The 15,810-nt window shown below is 37.0% G+C and carries 14 protein-coding genes and 1 other RNA gene; 8 read left to right on the top strand and 7 right to left on the bottom strand.

Translation table 11 applies throughout. The features are described 5' to 3' along the window. Positions 1–311 precede the first annotated feature (311 nt). The 6 genes from hutH to MKY09_RS01950 all read left to right on the top strand — a co-directional run bounded on the left by hutH (position 312) and on the right by MKY09_RS01950 (position 4,262). Positions 312–1,790 carry a histidine ammonia-lyase gene (gene hutH, locus MKY09_RS01975; protein WP_342567438.1) on the top strand — a complete coding sequence of 493 codons (1,479 nt, stop codon included), beginning with the start codon at positions 312–314 and terminating at the stop codon, positions 1,788–1,790. Between the two features lie 189 nt (positions 1,791–1,979). Continuing rightward, on the top strand, positions 1,980–2,315 hold the full coding sequence (locus MKY09_RS01970) for a L,D-transpeptidase (RefSeq protein ID WP_169360169.1): 336 nt from the start codon (positions 1,980–1,982) through the stop codon (positions 2,313–2,315). A gap of 396 nt (positions 2,316–2,711) precedes the next feature. Then, positions 2,712–2,852, top strand: a complete 141-nt coding sequence (locus tag MKY09_RS01965; protein WP_298470878.1) for a hypothetical protein — start codon at positions 2,712–2,714, stop codon at positions 2,850–2,852. Between the two features lie 441 nt (positions 2,853–3,293). Further along, complete coding sequence (locus MKY09_RS01960; RefSeq protein WP_169360171.1) at positions 3,294–3,422, top strand: sporulation histidine kinase inhibitor Sda; 129 nt, start codon at positions 3,294–3,296, stop codon at positions 3,420–3,422. A 100-nt stretch (positions 3,423–3,522) separates the two neighbouring features. Next, positions 3,523–3,984: a hypothetical protein gene (locus MKY09_RS01955; protein WP_251553602.1), complete on the top strand. Its 462-nt coding sequence runs from the start codon at positions 3,523–3,525 to the stop codon at positions 3,982–3,984. Next, entirely contained in the window at positions 3,972–4,262 is a 291-nt protein-coding gene (locus tag MKY09_RS01950) for a DUF2653 family protein (RefSeq protein ID WP_342567437.1), read from the top strand. Before MKY09_RS01955 ends, MKY09_RS01950 begins: the two co-directional genes overlap by 13 nt. Positions 4,263–4,761: 499 nt before the next feature. Here the strand turns inward: MKY09_RS01950 and MKY09_RS01945 are convergent, their stop codons facing one another. After that, positions 4,762–4,959, bottom strand: coding sequence for an alpha/beta-type small acid-soluble spore protein (locus tag MKY09_RS01945; protein WP_169360174.1), 198 nt, complete (start codon positions 4,957–4,959; stop codon positions 4,762–4,764). A 247-nt stretch (positions 4,960–5,206) separates the two neighbouring features. On the opposite strand from MKY09_RS01945, the gene MKY09_RS01940 reads away from it, so the two are divergent. Further along, entirely contained in the window at positions 5,207–5,509 is a 303-nt protein-coding gene (locus tag MKY09_RS01940) for a DUF1805 domain-containing protein (RefSeq protein WP_169360175.1), read from the top strand. A 227-nt stretch (positions 5,510–5,736) separates the two neighbouring features. On the opposite strand, the gene MKY09_RS01935 is transcribed toward MKY09_RS01940, so the two are convergent. The 5 genes from MKY09_RS01935 to ssrS form a co-directional block, all read right to left on the bottom strand. Then, the gene (locus MKY09_RS01935) at positions 5,737–6,306 is read right to left on the bottom strand and encodes a hypothetical protein (RefSeq protein WP_169360176.1); all 570 of its coding nucleotides are present in this window, start codon (positions 6,304–6,306) and stop codon (positions 5,737–5,739) included. 127 nt (positions 6,307–6,433) lie between these two features. Continuing rightward, positions 6,434–10,813, bottom strand: coding sequence for a S8 family serine peptidase (locus tag MKY09_RS01930; protein ID WP_342568201.1), 4,380 nt, complete (start codon positions 10,811–10,813; stop codon positions 6,434–6,436). Between the two features lie 766 nt (positions 10,814–11,579). Further along, positions 11,580–12,344 carry a DUF2071 domain-containing protein gene (locus MKY09_RS01925; protein WP_342567436.1) on the bottom strand — a complete coding sequence of 255 codons (765 nt, stop codon included), beginning with the start codon at positions 12,342–12,344 and terminating at the stop codon, positions 11,580–11,582. Positions 12,345–12,767: 423 nt separating this feature from the next. Continuing rightward, the gene (locus MKY09_RS01920; RefSeq protein ID WP_342567435.1) at positions 12,768–13,496 is read right to left on the bottom strand and encodes a LysM peptidoglycan-binding domain-containing protein; all 729 of its coding nucleotides are present in this window, start codon (positions 13,494–13,496) and stop codon (positions 12,768–12,770) included. A gap of 283 nt (positions 13,497–13,779) precedes the next feature. Continuing rightward, a non-coding RNA gene (gene ssrS, locus MKY09_RS01915) (6S RNA) lies at positions 13,780–13,974 on the bottom strand. Positions 13,975–14,095: 121 nt separating this feature from the next. On the opposite strand from ssrS, the gene MKY09_RS01910 reads away from it, so the two are divergent. Further along, positions 14,096–14,902, top strand: a complete 807-nt coding sequence (locus tag MKY09_RS01910) for a serine protease (RefSeq protein ID WP_342567434.1) — start codon at positions 14,096–14,098, stop codon at positions 14,900–14,902. 157 nt (positions 14,903–15,059) lie between these two features. Here MKY09_RS01910 and MKY09_RS01905 read toward each other — a convergent pair whose 3' ends face one another. Then, positions 15,060–15,809 (bottom strand): hypothetical protein, encoded by a 750-nt coding sequence (locus tag MKY09_RS01905; protein WP_342567433.1) that lies wholly within the window; start codon positions 15,807–15,809, stop codon positions 15,060–15,062. Between the last annotated feature and the right edge of the window lies 1 nt (position 15,810).

Here is a 15,810-nt window from a genome sequence, read left to right as displayed (position 1 = left end):
GAAAAGCGAGGAGGCAGCTCCTCAGCCACCGCAAACGCTCTTGTTTGCGACGAGCTTGCGCAGGAGCAGCTTTTATCCATTTGACCCCGAGGGGCAAGGCGCCGGAGCTAGACACCAAGAAAAGCGCAGGCGCCTATTCCTGCCCCGAAAGGCAAATGGGGAAAGCGAGGAGGCAGCTCCTCAGCCACCGGAGCTTTTTTCCATTTGACCCCGACGGAGCTAGACATCAAGAAAAGCGCAGGCGCCTATCTCTGACCCGACAGGCAAATGGGTACAATATGAAAGCTATAAAAAAAGTGGGAGTGGAGAATATGATTCACTTAAAAGGATATGGCCTTACATTGGAACAATTGAGAGCCATTCTTTATAAAGACGAGAAAATAACATTAGATAGAGAGGCTATAAAAGCTGTTCAAAACAGTAGAAGAGCCGTAGAGAAAATTGTTAGTAGCGGAGAAATCGTGTATGGAATTAATACGGGCTTTGGAAAATTTAGCGATGTAAGTATAAACGAGAAGGATGTTCATGCACTTCAACTACATTTGATACGTTCTCATGCTTGTGGGGTTGGAACTCCTTTTGAAGAGTTAGTTTCAAGAGCTATGGTCGTTCTACGTTTGAATGCTCTGATGAAGGGTTTTTCAGGCATACGACTCGAGGTATTAGAAAGACTGGCATATATGATAAACCACCATATCCATCCTGTAATACCTTCCCAAGGCTCTTTAGGTGCATCTGGAGATTTAGCACCTCTATCACATTTAGCTCTTGTATTAATTGGCGAAGGATTTGTTTGGGAAGCTAACAAGCATGTTCCTGCTGCAAATGTATGGAGTGAACATGGACTACAGCCAATTGTACTTGAAGCTAAGGAAGGGTTAGCCTTAATAAATGGAACTCAGGCAATGACTGCTCAAGGAGTGATTAACTGGCTAGAAGCTGAGACTCTTGCGTATCAAAGCGAGTGGATTGCTGCAATGACAATGGAAGCCCTCCATGGGATTACAGACGCCTTTCACCCTTCTATCCATGAAGCACGAGGTTACCTGGAGCAAATAGACGTCGCTAAACGAATGCTGTACTGGTTGGAAGGAAGTCAACTAGTCACTAAACAAGGGGAACAGCGAGTGCAGGATGCCTATTCCATAAGATGCATACCTCAAATACACGGAGCCACATGGCAAGTGCTTTCCTATGTAAAAGAAAAACTTGAGATAGAAATGAATGCAGCCACGGATAATCCATTAATCGTAGAAGACGGAAATATAGTTGTTTCAGGGGGGAACTTTCACGGTCAACCAATAGCCTTTGCGATGGATTTCTTAAAGGTAGGAATGGCCGAGCTTGCTAACGTTTCCGAACGTCGGGTAGAAAGACTCGTGAACCCACAATTAAATGTTGGTCTCCCGCCATTTTTAAGCCCAGAGCCTGGCCTACAATCAGGAGCAATGATTTTACAATACACTGCCGCTAGTTTAGTATCTGAAAATAAAACACTGGCTCACCCAGCATCTGTCGACTCTATCCCATCCTCCGGAAACCAAGAGGACCATGTCAGCATGGGAACCATTGGGGCTAGACATGCCTATCAAATCATTCAAAATGCCCGTGGGGTAATCGCTATCGAGGCTATTTGTGCAGTACAAGGAGTCGAGTATCGTAATGAGTTGCTGATGGCTCCAAAACTGCTTAAAAAGTGGCAGGAGATCCGTACATTTATTCCCTCCATAACTGAAGATCGGGTCTTTAGCAAGGATATCGAGTTAATGCAAAATTATTTGAGGACTTGAATATCTCTTAAGTGCGCTCTTCCTTTGTTTTAACAGTTTGCTTCTACTTGGAGGAGTGTATAGGCTACACCAAGGAAACCCCTGCTTCCTCTATACACTTTTTCATAATGTATATAACCATTCATTTTTGGTTATCCATCTTACGAATCAACTCATATAATAAGAAATAATATATCGGGAGTTGATTTTTTGACACTTTGGATTGATGTATCAGTCACAAAACGTCAGTTGAAGCTTTATGACGGAAGCAAACTGTTAAAAACATACCCTATTGCAGTAGGAAAAGTCTTAACCCCTACTCCAACAGGTAATTATATGATTATAAATAAGGAGGTAGATCCAGGAGGTCCATATGGGGCATTGTGGATGGGATTATCTAAGCCTCATTATGGTATACACGGGACAAACGATCCAAGCTCAATAGGAAAAGAAGTATCACTTGGTTGTATAAGAATGTACAACAATGACGTTATAGAATTATCCTCCCAGGTACCTTTGCAGACAAATGTTTACATCCACAAGTAATGGTTCTTATAGCTCTCGCTAATAATTCTAAATTTGTTAGATTGCCTCTGTATAACTGAAATTACACATTATAGAATAGATTTAAAATTCTCCACACCAAGTATCCCATTTCACCTGCATATATCACTCTCCAAACTCGTGATCAACTCCATACAACCGCTCTTTCTACTTTCTAACCTTATAGTTAATATCACTTCTTCTCATAATTTTTTCTATCTTATACACTATATTGCTTATCCTTTTATAAATTTTTTAATAATAAGGCGATGCGTACCCATCCTACTTTATACAATAGCTTTCAACTAAATTTTAGGTGTTTATTTCCTTCTTCCAGAGGTATGTATTATTTAAGATAAATTCTTTAATGAAAAACTATAAGGCACGGAGGTAACAAATATGTTTACTGAAAAAAATAAAGCAAAAATCGGAGCAGCTACATTCATCTCTTTAGGTCTACTTGGAGACACCAATTATGCTTTAGACCATGATGACAATCAAGTTGACGACAAGGAAGAACAAGAAAAAGAAGAATTTTAATTAAATTTTTAAAAAATTTAATTATTTTATGTTTAAGCACATATTTTAACGGGTATTGATAAAAGGAAATATTTTGTTTTTCCATGTAATTAAGTAAAAAGAAAACTAAAAATTTATTAGATAGTAGGAAAAAAAATTATCATATAACATATGCGTTAAAGGAGCAGCTTAGATGTTAAAAATGATTTTTATTCCAAAAAGGTTTCGACAAAATTCGCCTTTTTCATTCTTTGTGGATAAGTTTACACACAGAATTCACACTAGATAAATATGATTTTGACAAACATGTAAACAACTTATTAACATCTTATACCCATATACTGTGGATAAAAAGAACGATTGTTCTTAATAGTACTTTTTGGTAAAGTAATGTTAATAACAATTATTTAATCTTAAAGCCCTTTCACATATAAGAACATTTAACTATTAGGAGGAAATGAAATGAGTAAAATGTCGGATGATCTATTATTAGAATCATATTTTACTGCTAAGGAACTTAACCTTTGCCCTGACTTTTTAGCTTTATTGAAAAGTGAGATACAACGTCGCTCTCTTCAAGTTGAACTATAATCTTTTATATAAATGAAACTTTCTTTCCATTCTTTCGTAAATAGTATAAGGTAATACTGTAAGTCTAATCTAATAACTATTTTACGGAGGGTTTTAAATTTTGAAGAAAATTCTAGTCGCACTACTTACTATCACGCTTGTTTTTTCTTCAGTGGGCAATTTTGTCTTTCAAGACGATATAACTGCTGAAGCTAAGAAATACAAGTCAGGAAAAAAAGGTTTTAATTCTAATAATAATTCAAATGACAATACGAATAATTCCAATACGAATTCTAATATTCAAAAAGATAAAGATAATTCTACAACAGCTACAAATAAATCATCTAACACAAACTCCAAAGGTGGATTTACGGCTGGTGGATTGATGAAAGGTCTTTTCATAGGTGGTCTCGCTGGATTACTCTTTGGTAGTCTTTTTGCAAACATGGGTATACTTGGTTCCATATTAGGTTTCTTAATTAATGCTGCTGCTATCGCAGTAATTGTTATTCTTATCCTTAAGATCATCAACATCTTTAAAGACAAGAAAAAGAAAGAGGAACCACATACATGGAAAAACTAGTAGTACCGGAACAAAATATTATTAATGCTATTTGCGTTCACTTTGGTCGTAAAGTCAATGCTAACCCGGAAGCAGTTGAAGTGGAGTTAATGTATGATGACGAAACTGGTTTTTCCGCTGAGGCATATGTAAATAATCAACAGTATAATTTAAGTACTCTAGACATTATTGAATCTTTACGCCAAACAATGTTAGAATTTTTAAACCTAGATCCTATCTCTACCGGTATAGAGCTTGTATTAGATGAAAAAGAAGGAATAATTGCAGTTGTAAGTTAAAAAAAGGTAACGAAGAATTTTCTTCGTTACCTTTTTTCTTACTTTTTTAGGCTATGTTAAAGGGTAGGGTTGATTTATAATGCAAAGAAATCTTTAAATCAGAGAGTAGAATTGATTTTTCGCACCAGCCGGACGCTTTTTCGCGGGGTGAGCGATAAGCCATCACCCATCGCTTACGCGCGTGGTTGTGATGTCTTATCTGTCTCACTCATCCCTGCTTATGTCGCCGTCTGGCGCTCCAATTCAATACATGGAAACAGCTTGAGCATCGATAAAGCGCAAATAATTTACTCGTATCAACAAAGCTTAAAACTGTCCCCAACCTCAATTTTATAATCTATTTATGTTCTTAATAGCCATTTGAATGTTCCTAAAGAATTATTAGTCAAAATCCACCAATAACTTTAACAAAGCTTTTTTTATGAGAAAGTATTCGGTATTACAAAACATAATTCAAAAACAAAAAACCGATGGCATAAAGCCACCGGTCTCAATTTAATTATTTTTGAAAACCGCTCATTTGTCCTTGAGCTTGAGCTACTAAACGCTTAGTAATTTCTCCGCCAACGGATCCGTTAGCACGCGCTGTAGATTCTCCTCCAAGTTGTACTCCAAATTCTTGAGCGATTTCATATTTCATTTGGTCAAGAGCTTGTTTAACACCTGGTACAAGTAGTTTGTTGTTGTTGTTTGACATTTCTCTCACCTCCTTGTGAGATTATATTGTGCCAAATCTTTTGATATATACAAGAAATAAAATTTTAGACAAAAAACTTTTTCAAACCTTTTAACTGCATTGTTCTAATGATTATGGTTATCCTTTATATCAAAACCAAAATTTTAAATGAAATATTTTAGGCTCCTTAAACTTTAGCTCGTTAATATTCACCTATTTCCTACTTCTTACATAATCTGAAGGGAAAGCTTAAAGGAGTGAATATTTATTGATTAAAGTGCACCCAGTTGACATTGACGGAAACACATTTATAGCTGTTTCAGTTGAGCTTCCAAAAACGACTTTGCTAACCGTTTCCAATGACAAAGGTTACATTATGTGTGGAGCATTAGATGTTGGCTTGCTCAATGAAAAGTTAAAAGATAGGAACATAATTGCAGGCAGAGCTGTAGGAGTAAAAACAATTGAACAGCTTATAAATGCTCCGCTGGAATCAGTTACTTTAGAGGCAGAGAAATTAGGTATTGAGACTGGAATGATTGGAAGAGAAGCATTACTAAGAATGCTTTAAAGCTGCCCTTCCAGCAAAAAGTAAAAGCCATATCTTAAACTTCTCCTTAATTTCAGCACTCTTTAGGACATCATATCTAATACATGTACTTGTAAGAGGATGACCGTGTTTTTATGATCATCCTCCTTTTAGTTAGTATGTAGTTAAATTATATAAGTATTTATTTTTCAAGGTTTTTGATAAAAGGAAAACACTGATAACAAATAATCATAATTCCATAAGCGCTATTATTCATTCCAAGTTTCTACATGCTCAATAGGAACCTCAGCTGCCTTTACCCTCCACCTGATGCTTGATGCTACATCTAATACATGAGTGTTCTCTTTAATCGTAAACTTTTCTCCATTATTAAAGTAAAAGCTGTAATAAGGAAGTTCCTCAGATTTTTCGTCTACCATATAATAGGAAACCTTATTTAACTCTTCCCACTGATAAATTTCTTTTTCTGTTGAAAACATTTTTCTATAAGAAATTTGGTCCTCATTAAGTGAAATATATGACAAGGAAGCATAATAAAACGTTACCACGCTTAAAGCAAAAGCAATTAATGCGGTTGGAATAGAGATCTTCCAACTTTTTAATAACCCCAGAAGAACAAAACACAAAGCAAACGTAAAAACACTTATCCCCAATACCCAATAATTAATAGATGGTACATAAGTAAGCCATGAGTTTCTATCATAATAGATAGTATCGGCTACAATATTTGGCATTAATAAAATATAAATTGGTGAAAATAAAACCACGCATGCAGCAATTACTAAAAAAATATGTTTTATATTATATTCTCTTCTCATACCTATCCCCTTTGTTTACATAATTTGCTATTACCTAATATTATCATATTTTACCGAATGTTATGAATATTTTTAAAAACAAAAAAGTCAGTGAGATATCTCACTGACTTTTTGTGTTAAATATTTCTTAGTTCTCTTCTGTTTCTTTTACAGGCTCCTCTAATTCAGCTGGTTTTTCTACCGCTGGCTGTGAAGAGGTTGGAGCATCAACATTAATAAACAATTTACCTGCTGCTTTTTGACGTGTTTCATTTCCAAAGCCATCAATTGCTATTACTTCGATTACTGCTCCATTTGCTACTGTATCTGCTGGCACTGTCCAATAACCAACATAATGGCCATTACCAGTTTCCATCATTGGTAATTCTGTAGCATTTTGTACATCTCCAACATTTGTAAGTGGCATATGAATAACAAATGTAGGTTTTAAACCAGGCTCACTGTCAAATTCAATTTTAACACTACGGCCAGTTTTAAGATTTAAATCTGTTGCTGGTTTTAGGTTAGAGATTTCTGGAGCAATGGAGTCAGTAGTAACCTTAATTGTCTTAGTTTCTACATTTCCTGCTGCATCCTTCGCCTCTACAGTAATTTCATTTAATCCTTCTTCTAAAAGGATACGTTTAGAGAATTTGCCGTTAGTTACTGTTGCTGGTTGTCCATTTACATGAACATATTCCAAATTAGCATCTGCAATAGTACCTTCTACAGTAACACTTTCACGATTTGTTTTTTCTCCATCAACTGGTTTTGTAATAGTTAATTCAGGCTTTTGAGTGTCTAAAGTAACTGTTACTGGTGCAGACTCTCCAGTTTCACGACCATCTAAAGTAGATACAACTGTAAATTCATTTTCACCTTCTGTTAATACTGCATCAAGTGCGAATTTACCGTCATTACCAACCTCAGTAGATCCTACTACTTCACCATTTTGCTTCAACTCTATAGTTGTAGTTGGTGACGCAGATCCTTCTATTGTAATGTTTTCTTCGTTAGTCACTAAACCTTGTTCAGGTGAAGTGATAACTGGACCTACAACCTCGTAGCTTACACGAGCTCGGATCATATAGTTACCCTCAGCAGCAGGTGCAGGAGTCCATGCACCTGAAACTCCTTGGTAGCTTCTACCAGCATTTGGTCCATCTTCATCTGTAGCTAGACCTGGAGTGTTAGGGTTTGCAAATGTTTGGCGATACACCATATGGAAGTCTCCATTTACAACGATGTTGTGTTCCGTTAAGTCAACAACCGTCCAATCACCATTACGTAATGCTGTTGCATTAACAGGACCAGCAATCATTTTCCCTGGTGCTCCATCAATACCACTTGCATCCCAAACTTCTACTGCGAATGCTGTTCCACCTGGTACTGGCCATTCTGTTGTCCAGAATTTAAATACTCCATCTGTTACAATTCCACTTTCCTTACCTTCAGGAAGTGACATTTTTACAGACCATGCATTTCCAGCTGCGTTAAATGCTCTTGCATTTTCTGCAGTTCCATCATCGTAACCAATTTCCCCACCTGGATAAGTGTAAAAAGGTTCTAAAGCAATATCTTTTGTAATTGGCTCACCGTCAATTGTTACAGGAACTTCTTGACCATGGTAGCCACGAGCGATAACTTTTAACGTGTACTCTCCTACATATGCAGTAATCTCATAGTTACCATTTTCATCAGTAACGACTGGTGAGATATTTGCATCCTCTACTAGAAGAATAGTTGCTCCAGCAATTCCTTCTCCTGTAGAAGCATCTGTAATTGTACCGCTAATCGTATTTTGTTCAACTTCATCTAAAGTAAAGTTTGCAGTTGCTGTTTCATCTGCTTCAATCACTACTGATTTTTCTTCAGACTCGAAACCATAAGCTTCTGCTTTTACTGTAAATGTACCTGCAGCATGGGTCATGGAATATGAACCATCGGCCGGGTTTGTATATACAGAGCGATTTGTTTCAAGTACGCTCACTTGAGCACCAAGTGGGAGCAATGTAGGAGCATTTGTATCTTCCACTACTGGAGGTGCCGCTTTTAGTTCAGGTAAAACAGGCTTAATTTTATTTGGATCTACCGGTGCTTTTTTCACATCGATATCTTTTTGGTTATCATTTCCTTTACCACCTGTGATAGCTGTGTTGCCTTTGTTGTTGCCTTTTCCTTTTGAAACAGTACCAGTTTGAGAAACATCCGTTAAAGCTACGTCATCAATATACCAACCGTCTCTTTGTACACTTCCATCAGAAAATGCATTAAATCCAAGATAGATACGTTGACCCGCATATTCAGAAAGGTCTACCTCTACATCTCCCCATGCTGTAGATATTCCTGTAACCCTTAGCAACTGTGTCCAGTTTACTTGGTCAGTAGAAACAACGATATGTCCATAATCCCAAGCTGTACCAGATGAAGCTTGTTCAAAATTATGCCACTGCTTGAACTGAAGATATGAATTTCCTTCTGGCAAATCAATTGGAGGTGCCACAAGTGTTGCGTTCATATTATTTGCATACTGACCTTTTAGATTAGTAGCATATACTTTTTCTCCAGAGGCAGCATTTCCAGGACCAGATGTTGGTACACCCCACTCCCAGCTGTTTTGGTTTCCAAAAGAATACCATCCAGTTGGTTGTGCTTCAAAATCCTCTGTGTACCCCACTGTAATACCTGGTTTTACTTGTACCGTGTATTCTTCACTAGTTACTTCATTGTTACCAAAATCTGTTGCAGTCCAAGTGTATTTAAAGGAAGTGCCTGTGATTAGATCTCCAGGGACCACTACTGTATATACTCCAGACTTAAAATCACCAGATGAACGACCTGCTTCGATTTCTTGCCAAGCTCCATTTTCATCTTGGTAGTTTAAAACTACAGAAGATACGCTGATATCATCTGTTACATTTGCAGTTAATGTTAATGCCATACCTTCGTACGTTTCAGCAGGAGCAGAGTGCTCAAGTACAGGCGCTGCGTTGTCTTCGCCTTCTTTAGTAACTTGCCCTTTTAAAGAACCAAGTCCAGTTAAAATAGAAGTTACAGCTGCTTCAGCATCTACTAGACCATATCCATAGCCATGGTTTGGTACTTCTGTATATTGGGTATCTGTTAAAGGAATGGCTGTATTTAATAGTATCTCTTCCAGTTGATCTACTGTAAGATTTGAATTTACTTGCTTGAGTAATGCAACTACACCAGATACAGCTGGTCCTGCCATAGAAGTTCCATTCCAACCACCTTCATACCCTCCACCAGGGACAGAAGAACGAATGTTTACTCCAGGAGCTGAAATGTCAGGCTTAATTTCAGCATATGGTGATGGACCGCGAAGAGAGAAGCTTCCAACTATATTGTTAATATCCGTCGCTCCAGTTGCGAAAGACTCAGGATAGTTTGATGGTGCCGCTACAGAACCAGGTCCACCAGGGTTAGTAAATGTAGTATTCCCTGCAGAAAATTCTGGGAAAATTTCAGCAGCACGCCAGTTAATGACAACATCGCGGTACCACTCATCTAATCCTGCTCCGCCACCCCATGAGTTATTGACAACATCTGGAGCTAAATCTACTCGTGTATTTCCACTTGCATCAGTTGGAGCTAATATCCATTGTGCAGCTTCTAGTAGATCTGTGTCAGACCCACCTGATGCTGTAAATGCTTTAACAGCAATATACTTAGCACCTGGAGCAACACCAATTTGGTTAGAACCGTTTGGCTCACTACCTACCATAGTTCCTGTTACGTGCGTTCCATGGTCTTGATCATCGAATGGCGTTGGACTTGCTGAAGAAGTCGCATCAAACCAGTTAAAGTCATGAGTGACTTGTCCTGTAGCCTTGTTATAACCACGATATTTTTCTTTAAGAGCAGGGTGATCCCATTGAACGCCAGTATCTATACTCGCAACTACAGTTCCTGATCCATCAATACCCATTTCCCAAGTTTGTGGAGCCTTAACTCGATCAATATTCCATTCTACATTTGCGACCTCTGCTTTAGGTGCTACTGCATCTTTTGTTTTAGTAACAAACAGTTGTCGTGTCTCATTGGGAAGTATCTTTTCTACCTCAGGAAAAGTAGCTATTTTTTCAGCAATTTCTTTTGTCGTTGTTACAGACATCCCATTTACGATATAATAAGATTCTAAATCGCTAGCATTTCCTTTGGAAACTTCTTGTTCAAGAAACTCCATCACAGTTTCTTGTGATTCCATGGAAGTGGTTTTTAGTTCTGACACAACTGCTGACCTCTGAATCAGCTTTGTGTTATGAGCTGAAAGATTTTTCGACTCGGCATTTTTTCTAGCCTCTGAAGCTACTTTTGCCGAGTCAGCCTTTTCTTTAAACTTTATCAAGAAAGTAACCTTTTCATCTTCTTTAAAGTCTTCTAGTAATCTACTGCTCATTTTATCCTTGACAGAAATACTGTTCGGACTTGAATCTCGCAATGACTGGTGCAATTTGCTGTTCGCTTCTGCACTAACTACATTGGGAGCGATCAGTGAAAATGTCATAAGTAAAGTTGCTGCGATACTGACGGCCTTGTTTCGTTTAGTTCGTCTACTGCTCCTACTCAACTTTCATTCCTCCTCTGATTTTAGCTGGATCTTTTACTCCTACTAATCTAGGTTCTTTACCACATAGGAAACACAAAAACACCCTTTCCCCCTTTCCTAATTGTAAGTTTAGGTAAACAGATTCCATGGTGTCTGAACAAAAGCTCTTGATGTATTTACAACTATATACTATAATTCAAAGGATTTTTGTCGAATTTTGACGCTAACTAGTTCAAATATTCCAATTTGATTGTATACGCCTACTTTACGCTTATTTTTTATAGGTATTTAGATATTTTCGGGAGAGACAAAATTTTTAAAAAAATTCTTAAACCCTTTATTCTCAAAGGACAAGGTTATTTTAAAATTTCAGTAAGAATTAGTTTATTCTGAAAAATGAATAAATTAACCTAAATAGAGATCTTTTTTATTGCTTAATCACTCCATTTAATACCTTCTAGGTATATATACTTTTCATTATTAAATTAAAAAAGGGCATAGTATGAAAGGTTTCTTATGCGTTTTAATTATTTACAACGATTATTAAGAACCATTTTTTAATCATTACTTAATACCCAACACAAATTAATGTTTAACTATTTTTCTAAACAACTCTTTTTGCGTGAATAGTGCCTTTTAAACATTTCCACTATTTTGCAGAGAATCCGACATTTTAAAAAAACACAAAAAAGGAAGCAAATGGAGTTATTTGCTTCCTTACACATTATTCCTTATAGGGATTTACAAGTGGCCATATACGGACCTTCTTCCTCTTAGAAAAATGAAGAATAGGTGCATTGTTTTCTACAAAAATAGATTGATGAGATAACATTGTATTCAAATTAAAATCTGCTTCAGCTATTTGCAATTGCCATGGCTCATGTAAAATGTCACACCGTTTGACTTCTTCACTTCCATTTACCGTGTATAGACAATAGCGTTCAGCCATCCATTCGTCAAATGAACCTTTTTGTGGATAATAAGGATCTGAAATTGGCCTATAGCTACAATTTAAAAGAGCTCCACTATCATCTAATCTTTTACTATCATAATTTACAAAATCCTCTTTATAACTGACATTCATATCGGCTACTACGTAAGGCAAATGATATAAGGTTCTTGCTCCACTCACCGCCAGTAAATTGGTGGTATCCATGCTTATGAAATACACACCTGGCTTACCATCTACTGAGACGTACGTTCTTACATTAAGTTCAGGAAAAGCTGATATTCCAGGAATCGGTGGTACTGCCTTCATCCTGCTTTTGGTAATTTGGAAAGGAACAATGCCAATCCATCCCACACCATCAAAAGAATCAATTGTTAAGGCCTCTGGGACTAAGCTTCGTAGTTTATCCATTTTAATCGGGTAGTGTGCAAATAAGAGATCGTTCCAAGTTTGTTGCATTACCCAAGGCAGGCTTGGAAGCGGCCACTGACGGTGACTGTCATCCCAACCGCCTTCTTTTATTTTTGAGTGATATTTCATACTTTAATCACCTCATTAAACATTTATTATTCTGTATAAGTACCCTGCTGAGTTTAAATTATTCGTGATTTAGGGTATCAATTTACTTAGTGCCTAATTACTCCAATCAATATACTTATCTTGTTTTATTTTTAATATAAAAAAAGCCCCACTTCTTCAACAGTGGGGCCCGATTTTTTATATAAAATCGGATGAGAAAGACGAAGGGAGATCTTCTTCAGCTATCAACTGTTTCTCATACCAATATTATACCCATTATGAGCATTTTTATTTACTAGTAATTAATTACATTTAGTAATTAATATGGAATAAAAGGGTTTGAAATTACTTTATGTGTAATTATTATCCTTCGAATAACAAATACCTACCTACAATATTCCTTTTTTATCCAATAAAATAATATTTTTGTTTATCTTTAAAACTTTAGTCAAGTATTTTAACTTTCACTGATTGACGACCCCAGTTAATCGCATCATTATAAGAAGGCATGTAAACATCTATCTTATTTCCTTTTATTGCGCCTCCAATATCTCCAGCAATGGCTTCCCCATAACCTTCAACCCAAACTTTGGAACCAAGAGGTATAACAGTAGGATCTACTGCAACCACTTTTTGATTGGGGTTCGCATTTAAGTCAATCCCCGTAGAAGTAATTCCTGAACAGCCTTCACAGGAAGCAGTGTATGCAGTAGCGGTTACGGTTAATTCTTTTACATCCGTTGATGCTGCTGGTTTACTAGGTGCTGAGCTATTAGCTGAACTCTGAGATGCACTCACTTGTGGCTGCACCTTATCTCCACTAACGACTAGCTTATCACCGGGGTGTATTAAGTCATCTATAAGTTGGTTACTTGTCATTAGTTCGGTAACGCTCATCCCATGCATAAGCGCAACACCATAGAGAGTGTCTCCCGAAACAACTGTATAAGTTCCTGTAGATTCCTCCACCTGTAATTGTTGTGATGGGTATATAATTGTTGAATCTAGATCGTTCCATACTTGTATATTTTCTATACTGACGTTATTCTCTTGTGAAATTGACCAAAGAGTGTCACCTTTTTCTACCGTGTGAACACTTGATGCAGAAGCTTGTCCTGCTGTTCCTACTGATAGTGCCGCAATAGCAGTTAGTGCTACAATGTGTTTTTTCATAAAATGAATTTCCTCCTTTTCACTAACGACCCCTAGCTTAACATGTTAAGATGACAAAGGTATTTCAGGATAGTGTTAGGGAGATAATAAATTTATGACAGAAAAAAACAGCATGTTACAAATGACTACTCGCTGAAATCTTTCTAAAAATTTTAATTGTTCCTTCATATTCATTTGCTGTCGATGACATATTTCCCCTTTATTGCTTTTCTTTATCTAACACAAAAAACACCCTTACCATCTCTGGTAAGAGTGTCTATATATCTTGCTATAAAATTCTTATTAGGAAGCCGCCTTTGCCGTATCTTATATGAAAGTTTTAAACCACCACTCCTCAAAGTGGGTGTTCGCAGATACCTTCTTTGCATGTCTTCATTGTCTAAAAGAGAATGAAGCTTGTCATTCCGGCTCTATATAAAACTCCCTGTTACAGCATAAAGGTTAAAACTTAATATTCATACGCACAATGCAGCTTGTATTCATATATTAAACCTTTTGTACTCATATTTCAAGTGAAATTAATTCTTATCTTACCAATTAATAGACAACATTTATGTATAATAGATGTACAAGTTGCAATCAGTAAGGATGTGAGTAAGATGCCTGATGATCGAAAAAAGGAAAAATGGGAAGAGGATATTGATGATGAAGAATTGCAGCAATTAGTTTTGGAGGCACAAGCTGAGGCACTGCTCAAAGCTAAAGAGGAAAAAAACCTTCCTACACGAAAGCGCCCATTTCCAAAGTGGATCTTTTACTTGATGGCATTGGTCTTATTTATTAATACTTTTGGTATTATCTTGCAGGTTTACTCCATTCCGGCTATTGAATTCGTCAAAACATCAGCTCGCCTATCAGCTCAGGAGAATATAGCAGAGTATAAGAAATCGGTTGTAGTTGTTCTCACAGACGATAGTAAAGGCACTGGATTTTCCATTTCAGAAAACGGGATCATTCTAACCAATTATCATGTAATTGAAGACAAAAATAATATAACTGTCGGCTTCCCTGATGATGGGCGATTTCGAGCTGATTTGATAGAATCCTATCCCGAAATTGACTTAGCCGTTTTGCAAGTCTCCAGCAATGAAGACTTCCCGTATTTAACCTTAGCTGAGCAAATGGAAGCTAAGCAAGGAGATCCTATCATCTTTATCGGCAATCCATTGCGCTTTACAGGGATAGCCAATGAGGGAACATTAATAGAACCCTACCAATTAAGTGATTGGGATGTACCTATCATGATGATGGAGGCACCTGTGTACAGAGGCAATAGTGGAAGTCCGGTATTTAATCAAGAAGGACTTGTTATTGGTATTGTTTTTGCTACCCTGGAGCATGAAAGCCATGGTAAGGTTGGTTTGTTTGTACCTATAGAGGAATATTACAAGGCTACAACTAAATAGGTTAAGTTAGATCAGCTGATTATCATCCGGCCCACGACATAATGCAATGACTAGTGATAATTAAGTCATTTGCAAAGAGCTCTACAGACAATAATAACGCCCCCAGAATTTTACGGTTTGTAAAACTCTGGGGGCATCTTCAGTTTTTTTATAATGATTATAAAAATTTCTCTCTCCAACGCAGTCGTTCTTTTTCATTTAACTGCGTTTCTAGTGCTTCGTCCCATTGATCGGTCAGCGTATTCCATACTCTTGCGAAAAACAGGTCCTCCTGCTCATTATAGACAATGTATTCTAAGCACGGGATATCATCAATGTACATTTCAGTAGACGAGATAATTTCGGAGATGATTATTAATTCCTCTCCTTCATGATCTTCCATGTTAGATTGATGTAGAGCGTCTAACAGAATTGCTTGTTCTATAGCCAGCTTTTTTTCATCTTTAGCGTATCTATACACCTGGAGCAGCTCCTCACCTTCTGAGGCAGGCTTTATATCTCCGGTTAAAAAATTATTATGGGTAGGACTAAACAGTATATGATGTGTCCCAGGATCCTGCTCCTCTTCGAAGATTCCCTGTTCTAGTTGTTGTTTACCTTTTGCCGTTAGTACAATATTAGCTTCTCTTTTTTCTATTAAACCTGACTTTCTCATAACCTCTATTAAATCATCGATGAATAGCTGCTCCACCATCAACAATTCACTAAGCTGGGCCGAGGTGTTAATATTCGTTTTTTGAAAGGAGATTAACATCATTTTCATCAGTACGTCCATTTTTGTACGCTTCACTCGTTTATATTCCACTTCAATTGTATGGACTGGAACACACCAATTTAGTGATTCCATTATTTTCACCTTAGAATTTTGGTAAATTTCTTTTTCTAAGCGTTTTTGTAATGATTGCATC

The organism is Psychrobacillus sp. FSL K6-4046 (assembly GCF_038624605.1).
In the GTDB taxonomy this organism is placed as follows: domain Bacteria; phylum Bacillota; class Bacilli; order Bacillales_A; family Planococcaceae; genus Psychrobacillus.
This window is presented reverse-complemented; position numbering and strand designations above follow the sequence as displayed.

Coding starts and splice junctions, on each gene's coding strand:
- hutH (WP_342567438.1), top strand. CDS start 312: ATGATTCACTTAAAAGGATATGGCCTTACATTGGAACAATTGAGAGCC.
- MKY09_RS01965 (WP_298470878.1), top strand. CDS start 2,712: ATGTTTACTGAAAAAAATAAAGCAAAAATCGGAGCAGCTACATTCATC.
- MKY09_RS01960 (WP_169360171.1), top strand. CDS start 3,294: ATGAGTAAAATGTCGGATGATCTATTATTAGAATCATATTTTACTGCT.
- MKY09_RS01950 (WP_342567437.1), top strand. CDS start 3,972: ATGGAAAAACTAGTAGTACCGGAACAAAATATTATTAATGCTATTTGC.
- MKY09_RS01945 (WP_169360174.1), bottom strand. CDS start 4,959: ATGTCAAACAACAACAACAAACTACTTGTACCAGGTGTTAAACAAGCT.
- MKY09_RS01935 (WP_169360176.1), bottom strand. CDS start 6,306: ATGAGAAGAGAATATAATATAAAACATATTTTTTTAGTAATTGCTGCA.
- MKY09_RS01930 (WP_342568201.1), bottom strand. CDS start 10,813: ATGACATTTTCACTGATCGCTCCCAATGTAGTTAGTGCAGAAGCGAAC.
- MKY09_RS01925 (WP_342567436.1), bottom strand. CDS start 12,344: ATGAAATATCACTCAAAAATAAAAGAAGGCGGTTGGGATGACAGTCAC.
- MKY09_RS01920 (WP_342567435.1), bottom strand. CDS start 13,496: ATGAAAAAACACATTGTAGCACTAACTGCTATTGCGGCACTATCAGTA.
- MKY09_RS01910 (WP_342567434.1), top strand. CDS start 14,096: ATGCCTGATGATCGAAAAAAGGAAAAATGGGAAGAGGATATTGATGAT.
- MKY09_RS01905 (WP_342567433.1), bottom strand. CDS start 15,809: ATGCAATCATTACAAAAACGCTTAGAAAAAGAAATTTACCAAAATTCT.